23 protein-coding genes are annotated in these 19,109 nt (G+C 40.5%); 5 read left to right on the forward strand and 18 right to left on the reverse strand.

All coding sequences use genetic code 11. The features are described from left to right. Positions 1 to 4: 4 nt before the first annotated feature. From K8L98_RS15885 to K8L98_RS15940, 12 genes are all read right to left on the reverse strand, one after another. Positions 5 to 787, reverse strand: coding sequence for a class I SAM-dependent methyltransferase (locus K8L98_RS15885; RefSeq protein WP_223436077.1), 783 nt, complete (start codon positions 785 to 787; stop codon positions 5 to 7). A 63-nt stretch (positions 788 to 850) separates the two neighbouring features. Beyond that, complete coding sequence (locus K8L98_RS15890; RefSeq protein ID WP_223436079.1) at positions 851 to 1,285, reverse strand: BrxA/BrxB family bacilliredoxin; 435 nt, start codon at positions 1,283 to 1,285, stop codon at positions 851 to 853. A 72-nt stretch (positions 1,286 to 1,357) separates the two neighbouring features. Beyond that, the gene (ilvD, locus tag K8L98_RS15895; protein WP_223436081.1) at positions 1,358 to 3,070 is read right to left on the reverse strand and encodes a dihydroxy-acid dehydratase; all 1,713 of its coding nucleotides are present in this window, start codon (positions 3,068 to 3,070) and stop codon (positions 1,358 to 1,360) included. Positions 3,071 to 3,268: 198 nt separating this feature from the next. Then, entirely contained in the window at positions 3,269 to 4,015 is a 747-nt protein-coding gene (gene map / locus K8L98_RS15900) for a type I methionyl aminopeptidase (protein WP_223436083.1), read from the reverse strand. Positions 4,016 to 4,036: 21 nt separating this feature from the next. Further along, a complete protein-coding gene (locus K8L98_RS15905; protein WP_223436085.1) occupies positions 4,037 to 4,756 on the reverse strand; it encodes a class I SAM-dependent methyltransferase in 720 nt (239 codons plus the stop codon). 1,016 nt (positions 4,757 to 5,772) lie between these two features. Beyond that, complete coding sequence (locus K8L98_RS15910; RefSeq protein WP_223436086.1) at positions 5,773 to 6,894, reverse strand: conserved virulence factor C family protein; 1,122 nt, start codon at positions 6,892 to 6,894, stop codon at positions 5,773 to 5,775. A 78-nt stretch (positions 6,895 to 6,972) separates the two neighbouring features. Next, on the reverse strand, positions 6,973 to 7,623 hold the full coding sequence (locus tag K8L98_RS15915; RefSeq protein WP_223436088.1) for an HD domain-containing protein: 651 nt from the start codon (positions 7,621 to 7,623) through the stop codon (positions 6,973 to 6,975). Positions 7,624 to 7,634: 11 nt separating this feature from the next. After that, the gene (locus tag K8L98_RS15920; RefSeq protein WP_223436090.1) at positions 7,635 to 8,480 is read right to left on the reverse strand and encodes a DegV family protein; all 846 of its coding nucleotides are present in this window, start codon (positions 8,478 to 8,480) and stop codon (positions 7,635 to 7,637) included. 62 nt (positions 8,481 to 8,542) lie between these two features. Next, positions 8,543 to 9,406, reverse strand: coding sequence for an amidohydrolase family protein (locus K8L98_RS15925; protein WP_223436092.1), 864 nt, complete (start codon positions 9,404 to 9,406; stop codon positions 8,543 to 8,545). A gap of 45 nt (positions 9,407 to 9,451) precedes the next feature. Further along, positions 9,452 to 9,940, reverse strand: coding sequence for a glutathione peroxidase (locus tag K8L98_RS15930; RefSeq protein WP_223436094.1), 489 nt, complete (start codon positions 9,938 to 9,940; stop codon positions 9,452 to 9,454). After that, on the reverse strand, positions 9,940 to 10,440 hold the full coding sequence (locus tag K8L98_RS15935) for a hypothetical protein (protein ID WP_223436096.1): 501 nt from the start codon (positions 10,438 to 10,440) through the stop codon (positions 9,940 to 9,942). Before K8L98_RS15935 ends, K8L98_RS15930 begins: the two co-directional genes overlap by 1 nt. Further along, positions 10,440 to 12,125, reverse strand: a complete 1,686-nt coding sequence (locus K8L98_RS15940) for a formate--tetrahydrofolate ligase (RefSeq protein WP_223436098.1) — start codon at positions 12,123 to 12,125, stop codon at positions 10,440 to 10,442. The genes K8L98_RS15935 and K8L98_RS15940 overlap by 1 nt, the downstream gene beginning before the upstream one ends. Before the next feature lie 131 nt (positions 12,126 to 12,256). On the opposite strand from K8L98_RS15940, the gene metA reads away from it, so the two are divergent. The 3 genes from metA (at position 12,257) to K8L98_RS15955 (ending at position 15,535) form a co-directional block, all read left to right on the forward strand. Further along, a complete protein-coding gene (gene metA, locus K8L98_RS15945; protein WP_223436100.1) occupies positions 12,257 to 13,165 on the forward strand; it encodes a homoserine O-acetyltransferase MetA in 909 nt (302 codons plus the stop codon). Between the two features lie 161 nt (positions 13,166 to 13,326). After that, positions 13,327 to 14,472: a diglucosyl diacylglycerol synthase gene (locus K8L98_RS15950; protein ID WP_223436101.1), complete on the forward strand. Its 1,146-nt coding sequence runs from the start codon at positions 13,327 to 13,329 to the stop codon at positions 14,470 to 14,472. A 49-nt stretch (positions 14,473 to 14,521) separates the two neighbouring features. Further along, positions 14,522 to 15,535: a metal-dependent hydrolase gene (locus K8L98_RS15955; RefSeq protein ID WP_223436103.1), complete on the forward strand. Its 1,014-nt coding sequence runs from the start codon at positions 14,522 to 14,524 to the stop codon at positions 15,533 to 15,535. Positions 15,536 to 15,590: 55 nt separating this feature from the next. On the opposite strand, the gene K8L98_RS15960 is transcribed toward K8L98_RS15955, so the two are convergent. The 3 genes from K8L98_RS15960 to K8L98_RS15970 all read right to left on the reverse strand — a co-directional run bounded on the left by K8L98_RS15960 (position 15,591) and on the right by K8L98_RS15970 (position 17,249). Continuing rightward, positions 15,591 to 15,767, reverse strand: coding sequence for a hypothetical protein (locus K8L98_RS15960; RefSeq protein ID WP_223436106.1), 177 nt, complete (start codon positions 15,765 to 15,767; stop codon positions 15,591 to 15,593). Between the two features lie 91 nt (positions 15,768 to 15,858). After that, positions 15,859 to 16,554 (reverse strand): AIM24 family protein, encoded by a 696-nt coding sequence (locus K8L98_RS15965; RefSeq protein WP_223436107.1) that lies wholly within the window; start codon positions 16,552 to 16,554, stop codon positions 15,859 to 15,861. After that, positions 16,551 to 17,249 carry a class I SAM-dependent methyltransferase gene (locus tag K8L98_RS15970; protein WP_223436109.1) on the reverse strand — a complete coding sequence of 233 codons (699 nt, stop codon included), beginning with the start codon at positions 17,247 to 17,249 and terminating at the stop codon, positions 16,551 to 16,553. Before K8L98_RS15970 ends, K8L98_RS15965 begins: the two co-directional genes overlap by 4 nt. Positions 17,250 to 17,370: 121 nt before the next feature. On the opposite strand from K8L98_RS15970, the gene K8L98_RS15975 reads away from it, so the two are divergent. Continuing rightward, positions 17,371 to 17,598 carry a DUF3892 domain-containing protein gene (locus K8L98_RS15975; protein ID WP_223436111.1) on the forward strand — a complete coding sequence of 76 codons (228 nt, stop codon included), beginning with the start codon at positions 17,371 to 17,373 and terminating at the stop codon, positions 17,596 to 17,598. Between the two features lie 12 nt (positions 17,599 to 17,610). Continuing rightward, on the forward strand, positions 17,611 to 17,763 hold the full coding sequence (locus K8L98_RS15980; RefSeq protein WP_223436113.1) for a hypothetical protein: 153 nt from the start codon (positions 17,611 to 17,613) through the stop codon (positions 17,761 to 17,763). Between the two features lie 402 nt (positions 17,764 to 18,165). Here the strand turns inward: K8L98_RS15980 and K8L98_RS15985 are convergent, their stop codons facing one another. The 3 genes from K8L98_RS15985 to K8L98_RS15995 form a co-directional block, all read right to left on the reverse strand. Further along, positions 18,166 to 18,357, reverse strand: coding sequence for a hypothetical protein (locus K8L98_RS15985; RefSeq protein WP_223436115.1), 192 nt, complete (start codon positions 18,355 to 18,357; stop codon positions 18,166 to 18,168). Positions 18,358 to 18,436: 79 nt separating this feature from the next. Then, positions 18,437 to 18,703, reverse strand: a complete 267-nt coding sequence (locus tag K8L98_RS15990) for a phosphocarrier protein HPr (protein WP_223436117.1) — start codon at positions 18,701 to 18,703, stop codon at positions 18,437 to 18,439. Between the two features lie 78 nt (positions 18,704 to 18,781). Continuing rightward, entirely contained in the window at positions 18,782 to 19,033 is a 252-nt protein-coding gene (locus K8L98_RS15995; RefSeq protein WP_223436119.1) for a hypothetical protein, read from the reverse strand. Between the last annotated feature and the right edge of the window lie 76 nt (positions 19,034 to 19,109).

Raw genomic sequence — 19,109 nt, forward strand, 5'->3', positions numbered from 1 at the left:
TTTTTTACGAATCTTTTATTTCTATCACACCAAAATGGAATTTCGCTGATTTTCGTTTATAAACATGAAAGCCAAGTTTTTCAAAAGAAGAACTTTTGTAGTGGTTTTTTAAAACAATTCTTTTCTTGGCCACCCGTTTAGCTTCTTTGATAATGTCTTCTGTAATCTCCTGATGCACACTCAGGAACCTTAATTGTTCGATCCCATTTGATTCATCTATTTGCTCCTCAAACATTGGATCAAAATAGACAACATCAAATGAATTTGTGTCTAAGGATTGCAGGTATTTCGCATGATTCATTCCTATAACTTGGATTCTTCGCATACATTTATCAAATTCGGCAATTCCTGTTTCCCATTTGCTGAGACCTTTTTCTACAAGGTAAGCAATGAAAGGATTTGCTTCAGCTGCTGTGACCATTCCTGTTTCACCTGCCGCGTAGCTTGCTATTATACTGTCGGATCCAAGTCCCAATGTGCAATCTAAAAAACGGTCTCCTTCTTTTAAATCTGATGCAAAAATTAAAGGATCGCTCTCCCCTTTTTGCAATCGTTTCAGGCGGAACATGGCTGAGTTAGGATGGAAGAAGAAAGGATCGGCGTTCCCTTCCTCATGGAGTTCGAGCCGGTTCTGCCCAACGACGAGTACATCCGATTTATATTCTTCTTTCATTTTGGCAATGGATCGTTTTTTTCGGGCTTTATATTCAGCTTTTAAATCTGAAGAAATCTCTTCAGCAAGTTTGATCATCCCAAGATTTGTCCTGCCTGCTGTTGTTACAATCAAAGTCTTTCACTCCGTATCATTCTTCATTCATAAAAAAGGATGCCCTAATAGGCATCCTTTCCATTATTTATTAGCTTCAAATGCATTTAATAAATTTTCCATGATTTGTTCAATTGAGCTGCCTTCAATTTCGTGACGAGGAATAAAGTGTACCACTTCTTTTCCTTTAAGAAGTGCCATTGAAGGAGATGAAGGTTCATAGCCTTCAAAGTACTCTCTCATCACAGCTGTTGCATCTTTATCCTGTCCAGCAAAAACTGTCACAAGATTAGCTGGTGCATGCTCAGCCTGCATAACAGCCTGAGTGGCAGCAGGTCTTGCAAGTCCTGCTGCACATCCGCAGACAGAATTCACAACAACCAATGTTGTTCCTTCAGCTCGTTCCATAAATTCTTTTACTTCTTCTTCCGTTGTTAATTCGTTAAATCCTGCGTTCGTAAGCTCTGCGCGCATTGGCTTCACCATTTGACGCATGTATTCTTCATATGCCATTGACATAGTCATTCCTCCTAAACCTTCGCATGTAGTAAAAGAATACTACAGGAGGAATGACAATTCAACAAACGAGCCTCAGTGTGTTTTCTGCGGTTCCTTAACATCTTCAAATGCATCTGTAACTGCACCCTGCGAAGCACATGAAACAGTTCTTGCATATTTTCCTAACACTCCGCGCTTTCTAAGCGGCGGAGCAGACCAAGTAAGTCTTCTTTCTGCTAATTCTTCATCAGAAACATGGAGATGAAGCTCACGGTTATCACTATCGACGGTAATTAAGTCGCCTGACTTTACAAGAGCGATCGGTCCGCCTACTTGAGCTTCCGGAGTAATGTGGCCTACTACAAGGCCATGAGTGCCTCCAGAGAAGCGGCCATCTGTCAGAAGAGCAACACTCTCTCCTAAACCCTTCCCTACAATGATAGAGGAAAGAGACAGCATCTCAGGCATTCCAGGACCGCCCTTTGGACCTTCGTAGCGAATAATCAGAACGTCGCCTGCAACTACTTCATTTGTTAAAACGGCTTCTGTTGCTTCCTCTTCTGTATCAAATACTTTTGCAGGACCTGTCATCTTTGTAACTTTTAGGCCAGAAACCTTGGCAACTGCTCCGCTTGGAGATAAATTCCCTTTTAAAATAACAAGCGGACCATCCTTTCTCAATGCCTGCTCAAGTGGATAAATGACTTTTTGACCCTCTCTCAGGCCTTCCTGCTCACTAAGATTTTCTGCAATTGTTTTTCCTGTTACCGTTAAACAATCTCCATGAATCAAGCCATGCTCAAGCAAAAGCTTCATAACAGCAGGGACACCGCCCGCTTCGTGCAGATCCTGCATCACGTATTTTCCGCTCGGTTTTAGATCGGCGATGTGAGGAACGGTTCTTTGGATGCGCTCAAAATCCTCAAGAGATAGATCTACATCAATCGAATGGGCAATCGCCATTAGATGGAGAATGGCATTTGTAGATCCTCCGAGAGCCATAACAACTGTGATGGCATTTTCAAATGCTTTTTTGGTCATAATATCTTTTGGATAAATGTCTTGTTCAAGCATGCGATAAACAGCTTGGCCCGCTTCATAGCAATCATTTTCTTTAAATTCTGATTCAGCAGGATTTGATGAGCTTCCAGGCAAGCTCATTCCCATTGCTTCAATAGCTGATGCCATCGTATTTGCTGTATACATTCCTCCGCAGGAACCCGCACCAGGACAGGCATGGCATTCAATCTGATGCAATCCGTCGCTGTCAATATCACCATTATTAAATTTTCCTACCCCTTCAAATGCAGAAACGATATCAATGTCTTTGTCGTTTAATCTTCCAGGTTTAATTGTTCCTCCGTATACGAAAACAGCCGGCACTTCTGCACGCGCAATTGCGATCATACAGCCCGGCATGTTTTTATCACAGCCCCCGATTGCAACAAACGCATCTAAATTCTCAGCTCCGACAACTGTTTCAATCGAGTCTGCAATGACTTCACGACTTGGAAGTGAGTAGCGCATGCCCTCTGTTCCCATTGATATACCGTCAGAAACCGTAATGGTGCCGAAAATAAGTGCAGCACCGCCAGCTGAACTTGCGCCTTTTTTAGACAGCTTTGCAAGCTTATCAATATGAATATTACAAGGAGTGACTTCGCTCCACGTAGAGGCAATGCCGATCATCGGCTTTTTAAAGTCCTCATCCTGAAGTCCTACCGCACGAAGCATGGCGCGGTTTGGCATTCGTTTCATATCATCGCTGATTACTTTACTTTTGATTCTAAGATCTTTTTTGCTCACTTTCTTCACCCCGTTAAATTTGTATTGTTATATACTATAGTCCGAATTCTTTAGTATTTCAACAATATTCGCATAATTTTCAAAAATAATATGTTAAAAAAGCTAAATTTGTCATTCTGCTCTTTAATCAATCCTCCTTGATAGAAAAAAAAGCGACCTCTGTTTATGGTTAACAGAGGTACGCTTCTTTCCAAGATCTTATTGTTCTGTTAAAATCAACGGGCCGTTTTTGGTAATCGCAACAGTGTGTTCATACTGAGCAGACAATTTTCCATCAACTGTTCGTGCCGTCCAGCCGTTATCATCCATTTTAGAATACCATGTGCCTGCGTTTAACATTGGCTCTATTGTAATGACCATCCCTTCTCTCAGCCTTAGCCCCTTGCCTGGTTTGCCGTAATGAAGCACAGTCGGCTCCTCATGCATCGTTTTCCCGATGCCATGACCTGTAAAATCTCGTACGACAGAAAAAGATTCTCCTTCTGCGTAAGACTGTATCGCATGACCGATGTCACCGAGACGGCTGCCGATGACAGCCTGCTCAATCCCCTTATACATGGCTGTTTTTGTAACATCCATTAACTTTTGCGCCTCTTCTGATATAGTGCCTGCAGAATGTGTCCAGGCAGAATCAGCCAATGCTCCATTTAAATTCACGACAAAATCGATTGTGACAATATCACCGTTTTTCAATGGTTTTTTACTGGGAAATCCATGACAGATTTCATCATTCACAGAAGCACAAGTTGCATATTCATACCCTTTATAGCCTTTCTGCTCTGCTGTTGCTCCATGTTTTTTCAAATAGTCATCTACGAAAGCGTCAATTTCAAGTGTCGTGACACCCGGCTTAATTAACTTAGCCACTTCTTTATGACATGAAGCCAGAAGTTTGCCTGCCTCATGCATTTGGTTAATTTCTCTTTCGCTTTTTAATATAATCATTGTTTATCTCCTCTTCCGTTCCTAATCTGCAAACTTTCTTGATGTTGCTTTTATGATAAGAAAATGAGGATTCGTCATGATATACTCATAGTTCTCTGGGTAATTTTCCTTAAAGCTTTCTGTGCCTCTTGGTTCAGAAAGTTCATCTATGACAAAAAAACGGCTTGTTTCGGTTACAATTTTCTCCAGCGGTTTTCTGTAAAAGCTGACCTCAAAAGATGTACCCGCTTTCTTCCAAGTATCATGAAGCAGCACTTCTTCAAAGTAGTTTTCACAATTAAATAGTTTAAAATCCATAAATGGATGATGCGTGGAAAAGAGCAGCAGCCCTTTTGGTTTCAGGACTCTGCTGAACTCTTTAAAAATAGGAAACCAGTCTTTACAATAATGCAGAGTGAGTGAACTGACAATCATATCAAAAGAATGAGCTTCAAAAGGAAGCGGCTGGTTTAAATCATGGCAAATAATACGGGCTGCACCTCCCGTTCTTCGTGCTGCTGCCTTCACCATTTCAGGACTGATGTCTATTGCTGTTACGGCCGCGCCTTTTTCAAGCAACGTCTTTGTATACCAGCCTGCTGAACAGCCTGCATCGAGTATAGCCAGGCCTTCCAGCTTATCTGGAAGCATGCTCAGCATCGCAGGGCGTTCGTAATCCGTATTGTACGGACTGTCTTGTTCTACTTGCTGTTCATAAATACGGGCTAATTTATCAAATGCATCCTTTGGGGAATGTGTCATTCGTTCACCCATCCTTTTTTTCATAATAAAAAGGTTCGTTGATTACGCTAATTATCAATTTGACAAGTTTTGGGTTCTCATTTAGGTCCTTTGATTCCCCTTTTTCCCGATTAGAGCTGGCTTGAGCACTCATATAGACTCTTTGATTACCCAACTCCTCGATTTCAACTGGTTTGAGTACTCATACAGATCCTATGATTACCCTTCTCTTCGATCTCAACTGGTTTGAGTACTCATTCAGATCCTTTGATTACCCTTCTCTTCAATTTCAACTGGTTTGAGTACTCATTCAGATCCTTTGATTACCCTTCTCTTCAATTTCAACTGGTTTGAGTACTCATTCAGATCCTTTGATTACCCTTCTCTTCAATTTCAACTGGTTTGAGTACTCATTCAGATCCTTTGATTACCAAACTCCTCGATTTCAACTGATTTGAGTACACATATAGATCCTTTGATTACCCTTCTCTTCGATTTCAACTGGTTTGAGTACTCATTCAGATCCTTTGATTACCCTTCTCTTCAATTTCAACTGGTTCGAGTACTCATTCAGATCCTTTGATTACTCATCTCTTCAATTTCAACTGGTTTGAGTACTCATTCAGATCCTATGATTACCCTTCTCTTCGATTTCAACTGAATTGAGCACTCATACAGACCCTTTGATTACCCTTCTCTTCGATTTCATCTGGTTTGAGTACTCATACAGATCCTATGATTATCCAACTTCTCGATTTAAACTTGTATGAGCACTCATACAGATCCTATAATTACCCTTTTTCTCATTTTGAGCTGCTTTGGGGACTCATACTGACCCTTCGATTCCCCTATTTCTCAAACTCAGCATTTATTAGGCTTCATACAAACACACATGCTAACCCTATTCTTCGTTTTGAGCTGTTTAAGTGCTTCATACAGGAAAGACCCCAAGTATTCATCTTCCCAGAAATATCAGCGGCCTGATTTATCGCTCGCAAAAAGACTAAATCACATTAAGATGATTTAGTCTTTACTCATTACTTTCTGCTTTCAGTCATTTGCTTCCAGACCGAGCCTTTTGCTTCTTCTCCGCCTTCAATTCGCTCAATTGCCATTTTGATTTGAAGGCTTACTTCAAACTCAGGGTCATTTTCAGCTTGTTTTAAGGCTTTCAGAGCACTTTCATCGCCCACCTCATATAAAAACATGGCCGCTCTCCATCTGACTAGCTTATTTTTATCTTTTAAGGCAAGCATCATTTCCTGCATGGCACTTGGGTCACCAATGTCTGAGAGACAATCTCCCGCTGTTCTGCGGACCGTTACAGATTTATCTTTCAATGCTTTGTAAAGATAAGGAAGAACAGCAGGTTCTTCAATCATTCCTAAATAGACAGCAGCAAGTCTGCGTATGGACGCTTTCTCGTCATTCAGCGCTTTGTCTAAAACGGGCAAATCACTTTCTTTCGGGTTCATCTGCTCAAGATGCGCATAACGGACAGTCCAATCGGGTTCATTAAGCATTTCCGAGGTAACTTCATACGATTTGCGGGCAGGAACCGGTTCTGATTTATCTTTTTGCAGCAGTGCTTCTGTCATTTTTGTTAACCGTTCATCGCTGTACGCTGCCTGAAGCTCTTCAACAACATCCTTGCCGATTTCATCAAAATCTCCGTATCTGACGCCTTGTTCCTTCCACTTTCTTTCCAGAACGACGTTATCTGCATTTTGCTGTGCCTGCAGGACGGCTTTTTGGAAGCGTTCCGGGAGTCCAAATCTTTTTTCAGTCTCCCCGTCCGAAAGCTTCACCTGCATCGGGATTCCGCTGAATATTTGAACGTGCACATTCACTTCTCCAAAATGTTCGTTGATCTGAGGTTTGTTTTCTGCTCCCTCTTCAACACTTTCTCCGAAGGCAGCACGGACTTTAGGAAGAATTTCCTTCCAGTCAAATTTCGCATTGCGTTCTACAGCAAGGAAATCAGCCACATGATAAACGCCTTTTACGCCTTCAACTTTCAGGATTTCCTGAATAACCTTCGGCGCCCCTTCTGCCGTTTCTTTTTTATAATTATTGCTTTTTCCGCCTGGAAGCTCTTCGTCTAATATAACTTTCATCGTATTTGGACTTGGAGTCGGTTCAATCGATTTGATATTCAAAGCCATGTCACTCCTTGTTTAATCTCTGCACTCATTCTAACATAGCTGAAAGCGGTCGTGCCATTTAGAGAACCCGGCTTATAGTCCTCTGTTCGGTCCTTCCCATTCAAGGAAAAATTGAGACAAGTAGCCGACCATGAATTGGTGACGCTGCTGTGCGAGCATTTTGCCTTCTTCCGTATTCATTAAATCCTTGAGCTTCAGCAGTTTTTCATAGAAATGATTGATCGATGTTGATTTAATTGTTCGGTATTCTTCGTAGGTCATGCTCTCACGTGTTGGAATGGCAGGATCATAAATAAGGTTTCCTTTTGATCCTCCGTAAGAGAAGACTCTGGCTATGCCAATTGCGCCCATCGCATCCAGCCTGTCTGCATCCTGGACAATCTGTGCTTCTATTGAAGAAACCGCTCTCCCTTTTCCGCCTTTAAAGGAAATGGTTGAAATAATGGTCAGAACTTCCTGAATCGAATCAGGATCGAGTCCTTCTTCTCTCAAGAGATTTGCAACCTCATCCGTTTTCATCCGGATGTCATCACTCAGTTTGTCGTCGATTAAATCATGCAATAAAGCCGATAGTTCGATAATCGTTAAATCACACGAGTATTTTTTTGCAAGGTTTAGAGCCGTTCTGCGGACTCTGTCAATATGCAGCCAATCGTGCCCCGTTCCCTCTGTTTCAAGACGGGATTTAACAAACTTTTCTACATTTTCTGCGATTTGTTTCACATTGACACTTCCTATTCTTCAAACCATGTCACGCCTACGACATCATCTCCTGTATGAACTCCAATTGTTGTACAGAGCGGAACAAGTTTGATATAAATGGCAGGAAATTCTTTTTGAAGTACTTCATACAGTTTAGAAGATTTGTCGAGTTTGGAGCTGAATAAAATGGCTATTTCATGAATGGCGTGATTTTGATTTCCTTCTTTAATTAGATTGATAATAAACTGAAACCCTTTTTTCTCTGATCTTACTTTTTCTGCTGTAGAAAGCTTGCCTGATTCCACGCGGATGATTGGCTGTATGTTTAATAGACTTCCCAGATAATATTGTGTCCCTGACATTCTGCCGCTCTTATGGAGCCTTGTTAAATCGCCGATCAGGACATATGTGCGGTGTTTTTCACGGAGTGTTTTAAGCTTTGATGCAATATCACCCGGTTCAAGCCCGGATTCATGCATTTTTACCGCTGCCTTAACCAGCCTTGTCAAAGGTTCTGATAATGTCAAAGAATCGACAACAGTTACAGGAATGTCTACTTCAGCAGCAGCCTGTACAGCAGAAGTATATGTACCGCTAAGCAAACTGGATAGGTGGATAGAAACAATTTCATCATAATCCTCTGCAAGCTTAGTATAAAGCTCCACAAATGCACCCGGAGGCGGCTGTGAGGTAGTAATGGCATTAGATGAGTCTTTTAATAAGACATATAGTTCTTCAGCCTGAAGATTCACTCCGTCAAGATATTCTTCATCATTTATGCAGATGACCATCGGCACCCAGTAGACGTCTGGATGATCTTTCAGCTCCGCATCTATGCTTGCAGTGCTGTCAGTTACCCATGCAATTTTTCTCTTCATATATGACTACCCCTTTGTTTAGTATTCAAACTATCCCCTATCCTTTTATTAAGCAACCGCGATTAAGATTCCTCTTTTAGAACAGTATTTAATTTTGGAAATAATGTCAGCGCATTCTTGTAAAAAAAGTTTTCGTGATGCTCCTCAGGTATTATTTCCTTATACAAATCGATAAACGGCTTTACGCCAATTAATGGCCAGTCCGTACCGAATATAAGCTTTTCATAGTGTTCACAATAAGATAAGGCATGCATCAGATGATCAAAAAACCTTGTTTTCTTTTTATCTGAAATGTCCTTTTCTGTGCCGACAATCAGTCCGGACAAATCTGCGAACATATTGTCATTTTTATTGACAACTTCGGCCCCGTCCAGCACCCACGGATCTCCCAAATGCGCCATCATAAACTGAATATCGCGGTTTTCTACTGCCACTTCGTCAAGTGTAAGCGGATGACTGTATTTTAAAAGGCCGCGTTCTGAGTATGTATCACCAGTGTGAAAGACAACTGGGAGCCTGTACGCTTTTGCAAGTTCATATATAGGTCCATAAACCTTGTCATAGGCGTAATAAGGATAATATCCTAAATAGATCTTGATTCCGGCAGTCTGCGGATTCTGAAGCGATTTTTCAAGCAATAACAGGTTCTGATTATTCAATTTATTTGGATTTATACCCGGACAATAAAAAAACTCTTTTGGAACAGGTCCATCGAGATCAATACCCATTGGCGTTTCCGCTTCGGAATCAGGAAAACCTCCAGGTTTTGTTTCTGTTACTCCCATGGCTACCGCAGCGACAACACCTGCTTCTTCATATTCTTTTTGCAGGCCGCCAATTGAGTAGTCGACAAATGATAATGTTTCAGCCGTTTGTTTAAAACTTTGAATATTTGAGATATGCATATGAGCATCAATGATTTTCATGAAAAATCCTCCTTAGTCAAAGATAGAAGAAAAGAAGCCGATTGCTCAGGCTTCTTCTTTTAACAATTGCTGAATTTTCTCTTCCATTTCCTTAGGATCCGTATTTGGTGAAAACCTTTCGACAGCTTTTCCATGTCGATCTATAAGAAATTTCGTAAAGTTCCACTTCACAGCTTTTGAACCTAAAAGTCCCGGCGCTTCTTTTGTTAAATGTGTAAAAAGCGGATGTGCATCAGAGCCGTTTACATCAACTTTTGCAAACATTGGAAATGTTACACCGTAATTCAATTGGCAAAAGCTTTTAATTTCTTCTTCGTCTCCCGGTTCCTGGCTCATAAACTGGTTGCACGGAAAGCCCAGGATTTCAAGCCCCTCAGATTGATAACGTTCATAAAGTTCCTGCAGCGCCTTATATTGTGGAGTGAAGCCGCATTTGCTGGCTGTGTTTACAATGACAAGAACTTTGCCTTTATAGGTACTCATAGATTGTTCTTCACCGTTAATGGTTTTAATTTTTATATCAAATATACTCATCACTTTGCTCCTTCTTTTATTTTTTCGAGAGTATCGATGGCATGATCAGTCATAGTGATTAAGTCATCTACCTGTTCTTCTCCTATAAGCCGGTTGAAATGTACTTTAAATGTATGGTGATAGTGCTCAAAAGGAACTTTGTATGAAATCTGATGGGTAATTGAATAAACACCCCAAAGCTCTTCAACTATAGATTTGACAGTTGTTTCAGCAGATGATGATCGTGCTTGAAAGGTTAAGATAACTTCACACTCCGGAACAGCATTTGTTTTTAATAGTTCTCCGGATAATTGAGATAGGTTCATTGATAACTGAAATTCAGCAGAAACCGTTTTGTTTCCTTTTTTTAACTGAAACGTATTTTGATAGCATCTTGACATGGCTGCAAGATCCACTAGATCTTTACGTCCGATTACAGTTATGACGCCCCCAAGATCTGCGTCGTAAATAGCCCCTTCCAGTACAACCTTCAAGTTATCAAAAGCAGTTGGATCAAACATCAAAACAGCCCTCTTGCCTTCCCTTTTTCGTCTACATTCATCGAAAGCGCAGCAGGTTTTTTCGGCAGCCCCGGCATTGTCATAATGTCTCCAGTTAAACAAACCAGGAATCCCGCGCCAATTGATGGCTTCAGTTCACGAATTGTCAGTGTGAAATCCTTCGGACGGCCAAGAAGCTCAGGCTGATCAGAAAGGGAGTATTGTGTTTTCGCCATGCAAATCGGCAAATTTGACCATCCATACTGTTCAAAATCTTTTACTTGTTTCAATGCCTTTGAAGTAAAATCAACGGCTTTAGCTCCATAAACGGCTTTGGCAACTTTTTCAATCTTGTCCTTAATGCTGTCATTCAAGTCATACAAGTAATCAAAGTGATTTTCTGTATGCTCGATTGTTTCAAGCACTTTTTCTGCAAGCTCTATTCCTCCGGCACCGCCTTTTTCCCAGACCTCCGTGAGAGCTGCAGGATGAGAATGAACCTCGCACCACTTCATAAGAGCATCGGTTTCTTCCTGTGTGTCTGTCACAAAACGATTAACGGCTACTACATAAGGAAGTCCGAATTTTTCAATCGATTCTATATGCTTCGCAAGATTCTCTGCACCTGCAAGCATTGCATCTTTATCTGAGATGCCAAGCTGATCTTTTGGGACGCCGCCATGCATTTTTAATGCCCTTACAGTTGCAACAATAACGACCGCAGCAGGTGAAAATTCTCCTGCACGGGTTTTAATATGCAGAAATTTCTCTGCGCCGAGATCCGCTCCAAACCCTGCTTCTGTAACAACATAGTCAGCAAGCTTTGCAGCCATTTTTGTTCCCAGAAGGCTATTGCAGCCGTGTGCGATATTAGCAAATGGTCCGCCGTGGATAATGGCCGGTGTATGTTCAAGTGTTTGAACAATATTCGGTTTCAAGGCGTCTTTTAATAAAAGTGTAAGAGCTCCTTCAAATCCCAAATCGCCGACTGTTACAGGCTCCCGCTGATAGGAAAATCCAATCACAATTTTAGAAAGTCTGTTTGTTAAATCCTTTAGATCAGACGCCAAACACAGGATGGCCATGATTTCAGATGCAACCGTGATGTCAAAGTGATCTTCGCGCGGTGTTCCGTTTGCAGGTCCTCCCAGTCCGATTACTATATTTCTGAGAGCCCGGTCATTTAAATCCATGACCCTTTTCCAAGTAATTCTTCTCGGGTCGATTTGGCATTCATTGCCTTGATGTATATGATTGTCAATCAATGCTGCCAATGCATTATTAGCTGTTGTGATTGCGTGAATGTCACCTGTGAAATGCAGGTTGATTTCTTCCATGGGTATGACTTGCGAGTAGCCTCCTCCGGCAGCTCCGCCCTTGATTCCCATTGTAGGTCCAAGTGAAGGCTCCCTTATGGCAATTACTGCTTTTTTCTTAAGCTGATTAAGCGCCTGGCCAAGTCCGACAGTTACAGTTGATTTTCCTTCTCCTGCAGGAGTGGGAGTAATGGCCGTCACCAGGATCACTTTTCCGTCAGGATTCGTTTTAACACGATTTAAAAATTCCAAAGATATTTTCGCTTTGTATTTTCCGTAATATTCAATTTCATCTTCTAAAATATCAAGACCGCCAATAATCTCCTGAATCGGCTTGATTGGTGCTTCCTGAGCGATTTCGATGTCTGATTTATGTTTAATTTTTAACACACAGCGCCCTACTTTCTGCTTATAAATATAGATTCCCCGCACAATTGTAACACAAAAGCAAATTGAATTATTATTCTAAACTTTCTATAATAGAGAAAACTCAGAATGATAAAGAAAGTTGAGGTTCTTTCATGCCTATTAATATTCCAGCTGACCTTCCCGCCAAAGAAATTCTCGAAAAAGAAAACATCTTCATTATGGATGATGCCAGAGCCTATCAGCAGGACATCAGGCCTTTAAATATTGTGATTTTAAATATTATGCCCGAAAAACAAAAAACAGAGGTGCAATTATTGCGCCTTCTCGGAAACTCGCCGCTGCAGCTGAACATTACCTTTTTGCGTCCTGAAACACATGTTTCAAAAACAGAAAAGCAGCAGCATCTTCAGCAGTTTTATACGACGTTTAATAAAATCCGCCATAAAAAATTTGACGGAATGATTATAACAGGGGCACCGATTGAGCATCTGGAATTTGAAGAGGTGTCATACTGGGAAGAGCTTAAAGAAATTTTCGAATGGACTAACCAGAATGTCACTTCAACTCTGCATATATGCTGGGGTGCACAAGCAGGACTTTACTATCATTACGGCGTAAATAAATATAGTCTGAAAGAAAAATGCTTCGGTGTTTTCAAACATGATATTTGTAATACTTCTGTAAAAATTGTCAGAGGCTTCGATGATCAATACTATGTGCCGCATTCCCGGCATACGGATATAAAGAGACAAGATATTGAAGCGGTTGAAGCACTGGACATTATCAGTGAATCTGCTGAAGCCGGGGTTTGTCTTGTCTCTTCAAAGGATGCAAAACAAGTATTTCTGACAGGTCATCCAGAATACGATTTATTTACGCTGAAAGAGGAGTATGAACGGGATCTCTCAAAAGGCATGAAAACCACCATTCCGCTGTACTATTATCCGGATAATGATACGGGGAGAAAGCCAGTACAGAAATGGAAATCCCATGCACATCTTTTATTTGCAAACTGGCTAAATTATTGCGTTTACCAGGAAACCCCTTACGAATGGGAATGATTCTGAAAAAATGCTTACAACAATTGGATTTTTTTGTTAAAATTAAGCGAAATTTAATTTAAATTTTATGTAAACTTTATATTTCTTAAATATTCATATGTTACGCTTGTCATAGTTAATCATGTTTCTTTGTTTTTCAGATTAAATTTGAGGTGAATGCATTGTTAAAAAAACCAAAAGTGCTTATCTTAACTGCAAAATACGGGAATGGACACGTTCAAGTCTCAAAAACACTTGTAAAGCAATGCAGGGAACTGGGCATCGAGGAAGTGGTTGTGTCGGATTTATATGCGGAATCGAATCCTGTATTTACAGAGATTACTCAGTACCTCTATTTAAAAAGCTTTACAATTGGAAAGCAATTTTACCGCATGTTTTACTACGGCGTAGATAAAATTTACAACAAGAAGCTGCTTACTCTTTATTTTAAACTGGGCAACAAAAGACTGCACGAGCTGATTGAAAAAGAGCAGCCTGACATCATTATTAATACGTTTCCTATCATTGTCGTACCTGAATACCGCAGGCGCACAGGAAATATTATCCCGACTTTTAATGTTCTTACAGATTTCTGCCTTCATAAAATATGGGTTCATAAAAACATAGACAAATATTATGTCGCAAGCAAAAGAGTAAAAGAAAAAGTCATGAGTCTTGGAATTCATCCCGCTTCGGTAAAGGTAACAGGCATTCCAATCCGCTCTCAGTTTGAAGAAAATTTAAATGAAGAGGCCATTTATAAAAAATATAACTTGGATCCATCCAAGAAAACACTGCTCGTCATGGCGGGAGCGCACGGAGTTTTAAAAAATGTTAAAGAGCTGTGCGAATCATTTTTAGAAGAACAAAACCTGCAGACTGTTGTTGTCTGCGGTAACAACACGGCATTAAAAGAAAGTCTGGAGAGCATTACCGGAAAAAACAAAGAAAACTTAAAACTCCTCGGCTACGTTGAGCGTGTTGATGAATTGTTCCGAATCGCTTCATGCATGGTGACAAAACCAGGCGGTATCACCCTGAGCGAAGCAGCTGCAGTCGGTGTACCAGTTATACTTTATAAACCTGTGCCAGGCCAGGAAAAAGAAAATGCTCTCTTCTTTCAGGAAAACGAGGCGGCTCTTGTCGTAAACCGTTCAGAAGAAGTATATGAGGCTGTCAGCAACCTGCTTCAAAATGACAAAAAGCTGAGAAGAATGAAGAGGAATATTAAACGGCTTCATCATCCAAACTCTTCGCTTACTATTATGGAAGATATCGTGAAAGAAGCTGCTGTCTTTAAAGAGAAAAAATATATAAAAGCGCAGTAAAATCTGCCCGATTCAGGATGAAGGGGAATTGAATCCTGGAGGTCAGTACATGGATACGAGCACACATATTACGATGGGATTTGGTCTTGCCGGTCTTGCTTTTATTGACCCTGCAGTTGCAGCTGGCACTGAACTGGCTTCAGCTGTTCTAATTGGTACCGTACTTGGGTCAAATGCACCTGATTTTGATTACGGAATCAAAATAGTAAAAGGAAATGGAATGTATACAGAGCATCACCGCGGACTGTCACATTCTATCCCTGCATGGTTTATGTGGACTGGATTGTTAACTGCTATTATCTATCTTTTTCATTCAAATCTCTCAATACCTGAACTGATTCATTTATCCGGGTGGATCTTTCTTGCCGTACTGCTTCATGTCATATTTGATATATGTAACGCATATGGCACACAGGCAGCCAGACCCTTTACGAAAAAATGGCTTTCACTGAATTTCATTTCTCTGTTTGACCCGTTTATTATATTTTTGCACCTACTTGGATTCGCTTTGTGGGGATTGCTCGATTCTCCGGGGATCATTTTCCTGTTGATCTATTCAACAATAGGGCTTTATCTTTTAGAACGATTTTTCAGTTCCAGAAGAGCAATGACCATTGTGAAGAAGAAATTAGGCGGAAATGGCTCAATCACCATCATTCCAACCATTCTCTGGTCTGTCTGGCATATCGTCTCTGAAACAGACTCCTGTTTAAGATCTTTCGAACTGCGGTCGAAAGATCTTAAATTGATTCATACTTTCGAAAAGTCAGATCCAGAGTCTTCCATCATAGCTAATGCAAAAAAGGATCAGAATGTATGCCACTTTTTAAATAATTCAAAGCACGTTCAAACTGTTGTACTCCCAATCCCTTCTGGCTATGAAATCCGATTTTTCGATTTGAGATTTCGCACGAAAAACCATTATCCTTATATGGCCGTCTGTCAAATGACTAAAGACGGAATGATCCTCTCCTCTTGTACAGGATGGTTTCACCAGGCAGATAAATTCAAAAGCAAGCTGATTTCACACGAGAATTCCGGGAAAAATCAATTAGAAGCTTAAAAAAAAACAAAGGATGACCTTATGAACGCTAAGTGCGTTAATAGTCATCCTTTGTTTATTGTTCTTTGTTTAATTCTTCTTCAAAATAAAAGGTTGATGGATATTCCTTCAGAATATAAGAGTAGCGGTTCATATTTTTTATATATTTTGATTGCATGACAGTGACGCTTTCCCCTGTTTTCACAATTTGGACAGATTCACCATTTTGAAACTTGCTGGCATTGCTCTTCATTCAGCACTTCCTTTCATCTTATCCCTATTATACCATAGCTTCTATGATTTTTAAGGAGAGGGAGAAAAGAATGAACAAAGCATTTCTCCCGTCAGCTTGTCGTTTCTCTGAAATACACCTCTTCAAAAGGCTGGACAATTACAAAGCCTTCTCCTTCAAATTTCATTTGAATGGACTCTCCGCTGCCGCGGCCTAATATAGTTTTCAAAGAAATATCTGTTACAAATTCTGGAGTTAAATTGCCGGACCATGCAACAGTTGCATTCGGATCCGTATATACCGGATCACCGGGCTTCACAATAAGGGTTAATGGCTCATAATGAGAGGTAATGGCTATCAGCCCTCTTCCTTCAAGCTTCACATTAAATAAACCGCCTGAGAGCATGCCTGCAATTTTTCTCATCATTTTAATATCCCACGAAATAGATGGTTCAAATGCAAGCAAATCATTACCATTTACATATAATTTTTCCCCGTTAAGGTTCAAAATCGAAATCTTTTTCCCTTGATCCGCTAAATACAGCTTTCCATTTCCAGTCGCCTTCATTAAAGAGGTGCCTTCTCCAGTAAACGCTTTTTTGAACATCTTGCCGATCCCATGCTCAAGTATGCCTTCCCGTTCATATTTAATTTGCCCCCGGTAAGAAACCATTGCTCCAGATTTCGCCCAAATCTGCCCATTTAAATTGATTTCCAGCAGTCTTTCTGTCTCAAGTTCAAATAAGCCCTGTCCTTTATCCTGCTGCTCAGTCTTTTCAACAAACTCTTCAATAGAATATCGATTCATTCGATCTCTCCTTCTTTCTTCTGCAGCATAAACAGCCATAAAAATGAAAGGGACTGTTTTAATTCTGGTGAAAGCACGCGGGTCATTTCTTCCGTTACGCCCCGTTTGTAAACTCCCTGACTTCCCGCCAGTTCCCATCCATTCTCAATGGCCAGTTTTTCGAATTCCCAAGGCATCATGGTGTTGCAGATGACAGGATTTCCATAAAGTCTGTCAAAGCTGTTCGTCCGTGGATGGGCAGTGGGTCCCAAAATGGCAATGCATAAATAGCCATCGGTTTTGACGATACGCTTTAATTCGTTTAATGCTGCTAATGGATTCTCCGTCCATTCTATACAATTAATTGTAAGCAGAGCATCTGCTTTTTCATCCTCAAAAGGAAGCTCCATTATATTCGCTTGAATAAATGTAAGCTTTCCCTCTTCTTCATGTTTCTTGGCGAGCTTAATCATTTCAGGCGAAAGATCTACTCCTGTAACCTTCAGCCCCTCTTTCATCAATAGAAAAGAGCCATAACCGTCTCCGCAGCCAATGTCAATCACTTCTGCTTCCGGTTTTATATACTTCATGAAAAAAGGCACAATGGAGCTTCTGCTTCCCGAGTCCCACATCTCCTTGCTTCCTTTATTCCAGAACACAGCACGCTCATCCCACTTCTTTTCAGCTTCTTTTTCCCAATTAAATTTATTCTTCATTTTTCAAAATCAGCTCCATAATTTATCATCTTCTACTATTTCTAGAAAATCAGCGGAAATCCTTTTCTGAGGAATAATTGATATAAATAGTTGAACACTATGAAAGAAAGGAGTGCTGAAGATGGAAAAAGAATCTTTTGTGGCTGCACAGAAAAATGGAGACGGAGATCTCGTCTCATTCAAAACATCAGCAGGAAGAACGCTCTCCTATCAAGAAGCACTGATGGAAATCGACAAAGGTTCGATTGCGGGTGTAAATACCTTTAAAGGAAAAGACGGAGAGATGTATATTCGGAGCAACCCGGATCACAATAAAGCAAATAACCTTGATTCATTACCACCATTTTAGGAGGTCTTCATTATGACAAAGAAATTTAACAAAGGCAGCGAAAACGGCAACTCCCCTAGAAAGGGCCACTTTCAGGAAGAATTCGGCCAAGAAATCATTTCTGGCGATAACAGCAAAGGAAACAAACGGAATAAAGATCAACAATCGAAGACTGCAGAAAAGTAAATATCCTAAGGCCGGCTGCCTAAAGCAGCTGGCTTTTTTAAATAGAGGTTTGGTTGCTGAATTTGGATCACTATCTCACAGGAACGTTATGACCCGCCCAACTCGATTTTTGACCGTTCGCTGTTAGTTTTTACTGTCAAACAAGATTTCTGACCGTTCACCGTTTTGTGCCTATTCAGCCAATTCGTTCCATATTTCACTGCCCATTGAATGCTCTCCTTTATCTGCTCCATTCACCTGCTTTTACGCACTTTTTTCTACAGTAAGGCGCTTTTCTGCTTCAATCATCCCCATTAAGTATTATTTCTACTAAGATGTTTACTACCATTCATCCAGTTCGATCTAATTACAAGCGCCCTTGCATCTTATACAAAAAAAACTGCAGACACAGCCTGCAATTTTTCAGTCTTCCTTATCAAATTCAGCTTCATCATTTCTGCCTCTGTCAATTGTAATAGCAGCTGTTTCATTATTCATGTACAGCGGTATTTGCATCTTGTCGCCGTTATCATAAAAGGCTTCATTGATTTTTTCGTTTGCCCTCGATGTTTCTTCACTGCCTAGATAAGATGATTTATCCTTTTTCCGGGTCATTCGCTCGCCTCCATTCATATTTATCATTCCCCATGAAATAAAAAAAATCTCCCAGTTCAAGGAGATTTTCCGGCAAGGCTTAAGCACCTAATTGTTCTGCTATGATCACACGCTCAACTGCCTCAATGGCGTCTTTTTCATCACTGCCTTCTGCAGATACCACAATTGTTGTACCTTTAGAGATTCCAAGAGACATAACACCCATGATTGATTTTAAGTTTACTTTACGGCCGTTTGCTTCTAAATTCACATCAGCTGTGAATGAGTTGACTGCATTTACTAATGAAGTTGCAGGACGTGCGTGGATTCCAGATTCACTTGTAATTTCAAATGATTTTTGTATCATTGCTTACTTCCCCTCCCATATTGTTAACAAACAATATTATAATCGTTTTCGGATAAAAGAAAACTGTTTTTTTTGGAGTTACGCAAGCTTGACGATCTCCTCGTGCATGATGTAGCTGTGAAGATAAATGGTGCATGTTTCTGTGCTCTTTTTTTCAATAATAATCGTATTTTGGAGCGGATCTTTAATTAGAATGAGCCGTTCATGCTCAAAATCCAGCAAGGACTCAAGTGTCTCAAGCTGGCGGCAGGCAAGCAGAAAACGCTCGTCACTCATTTTACGGTCTTTTTTAAAAATAACCTGTTTATCCCTAATGCTTGTTTTGTACACGTTTCCCACATCCCTTTACAAGTTATTCCACCTTATATTTAAAATATCTGAAATTTCAATAAAAAGCTATAGGCAA

It is taken from the genome of Metabacillus dongyingensis, assembly GCF_019933155.2.
GTDB lineage: Bacteria > Bacillota > Bacilli > Bacillales > Bacillaceae > Bacillus_P > Bacillus_P dongyingensis.

Coding starts and splice junctions, on each gene's coding strand:
- K8L98_RS15955 (WP_223436103.1), top strand. CDS start 14,522: ATGGATACGAGCACACATATTACGATGGGATTTGGTCTTGCCGGTCTT.
- K8L98_RS15985 (WP_223436115.1), bottom strand. CDS start 18,357: ATGACCCGGAAAAAGGATAAATCATCTTATCTAGGCAGTGAAGAAACA.
- K8L98_RS15890 (WP_223436079.1), bottom strand. CDS start 1,285: ATGTCAATGGCATATGAAGAATACATGCGTCAAATGGTGAAGCCAATG.
- K8L98_RS15905 (WP_223436085.1), bottom strand. CDS start 4,756: ATGACACATTCCCCAAAGGATGCATTTGATAAATTAGCCCGTATTTAT.
- K8L98_RS15925 (WP_223436092.1), bottom strand. CDS start 9,406: ATGAAAATCATTGATGCTCATATGCATATCTCAAATATTCAAAGTTTT.
- K8L98_RS15980 (WP_223436113.1), top strand. CDS start 17,611: ATGACAAAGAAATTTAACAAAGGCAGCGAAAACGGCAACTCCCCTAGA.
- K8L98_RS15970 (WP_223436109.1), bottom strand. CDS start 17,249: ATGAAGAATAAATTTAATTGGGAAAAAGAAGCTGAAAAGAAGTGGGAT.
- K8L98_RS15935 (WP_223436096.1), bottom strand. CDS start 10,440: ATGTTTGATCCAACTGCTTTTGATAACTTGAAGGTTGTACTGGAAGGG.
- K8L98_RS15920 (WP_223436090.1), bottom strand. CDS start 8,480: ATGAAGAGAAAAATTGCATGGGTAACTGACAGCACTGCAAGCATAGAT.
- K8L98_RS15930 (WP_223436094.1), bottom strand. CDS start 9,940: ATGAGTATATTTGATATAAAAATTAAAACCATTAACGGTGAAGAACAA.
- map (WP_223436083.1), bottom strand. CDS start 4,015: ATGATTATATTAAAAAGCGAAAGAGAAATTAACCAAATGCATGAGGCA.
- K8L98_RS15965 (WP_223436107.1), bottom strand. CDS start 16,554: ATGAATCGATATTCTATTGAAGAGTTTGTTGAAAAGACTGAGCAGCAG.
- K8L98_RS15960 (WP_223436106.1), bottom strand. CDS start 15,767: ATGAAGAGCAATGCCAGCAAGTTTCAAAATGGTGAATCTGTCCAAATT.
- metA (WP_223436100.1), top strand. CDS start 12,257: ATGCCTATTAATATTCCAGCTGACCTTCCCGCCAAAGAAATTCTCGAA.
- K8L98_RS15975 (WP_223436111.1), top strand. CDS start 17,371: ATGGAAAAAGAATCTTTTGTGGCTGCACAGAAAAATGGAGACGGAGAT.
- K8L98_RS15990 (WP_223436117.1), bottom strand. CDS start 18,703: ATGATACAAAAATCATTTGAAATTACAAGTGAATCTGGAATCCACGCA.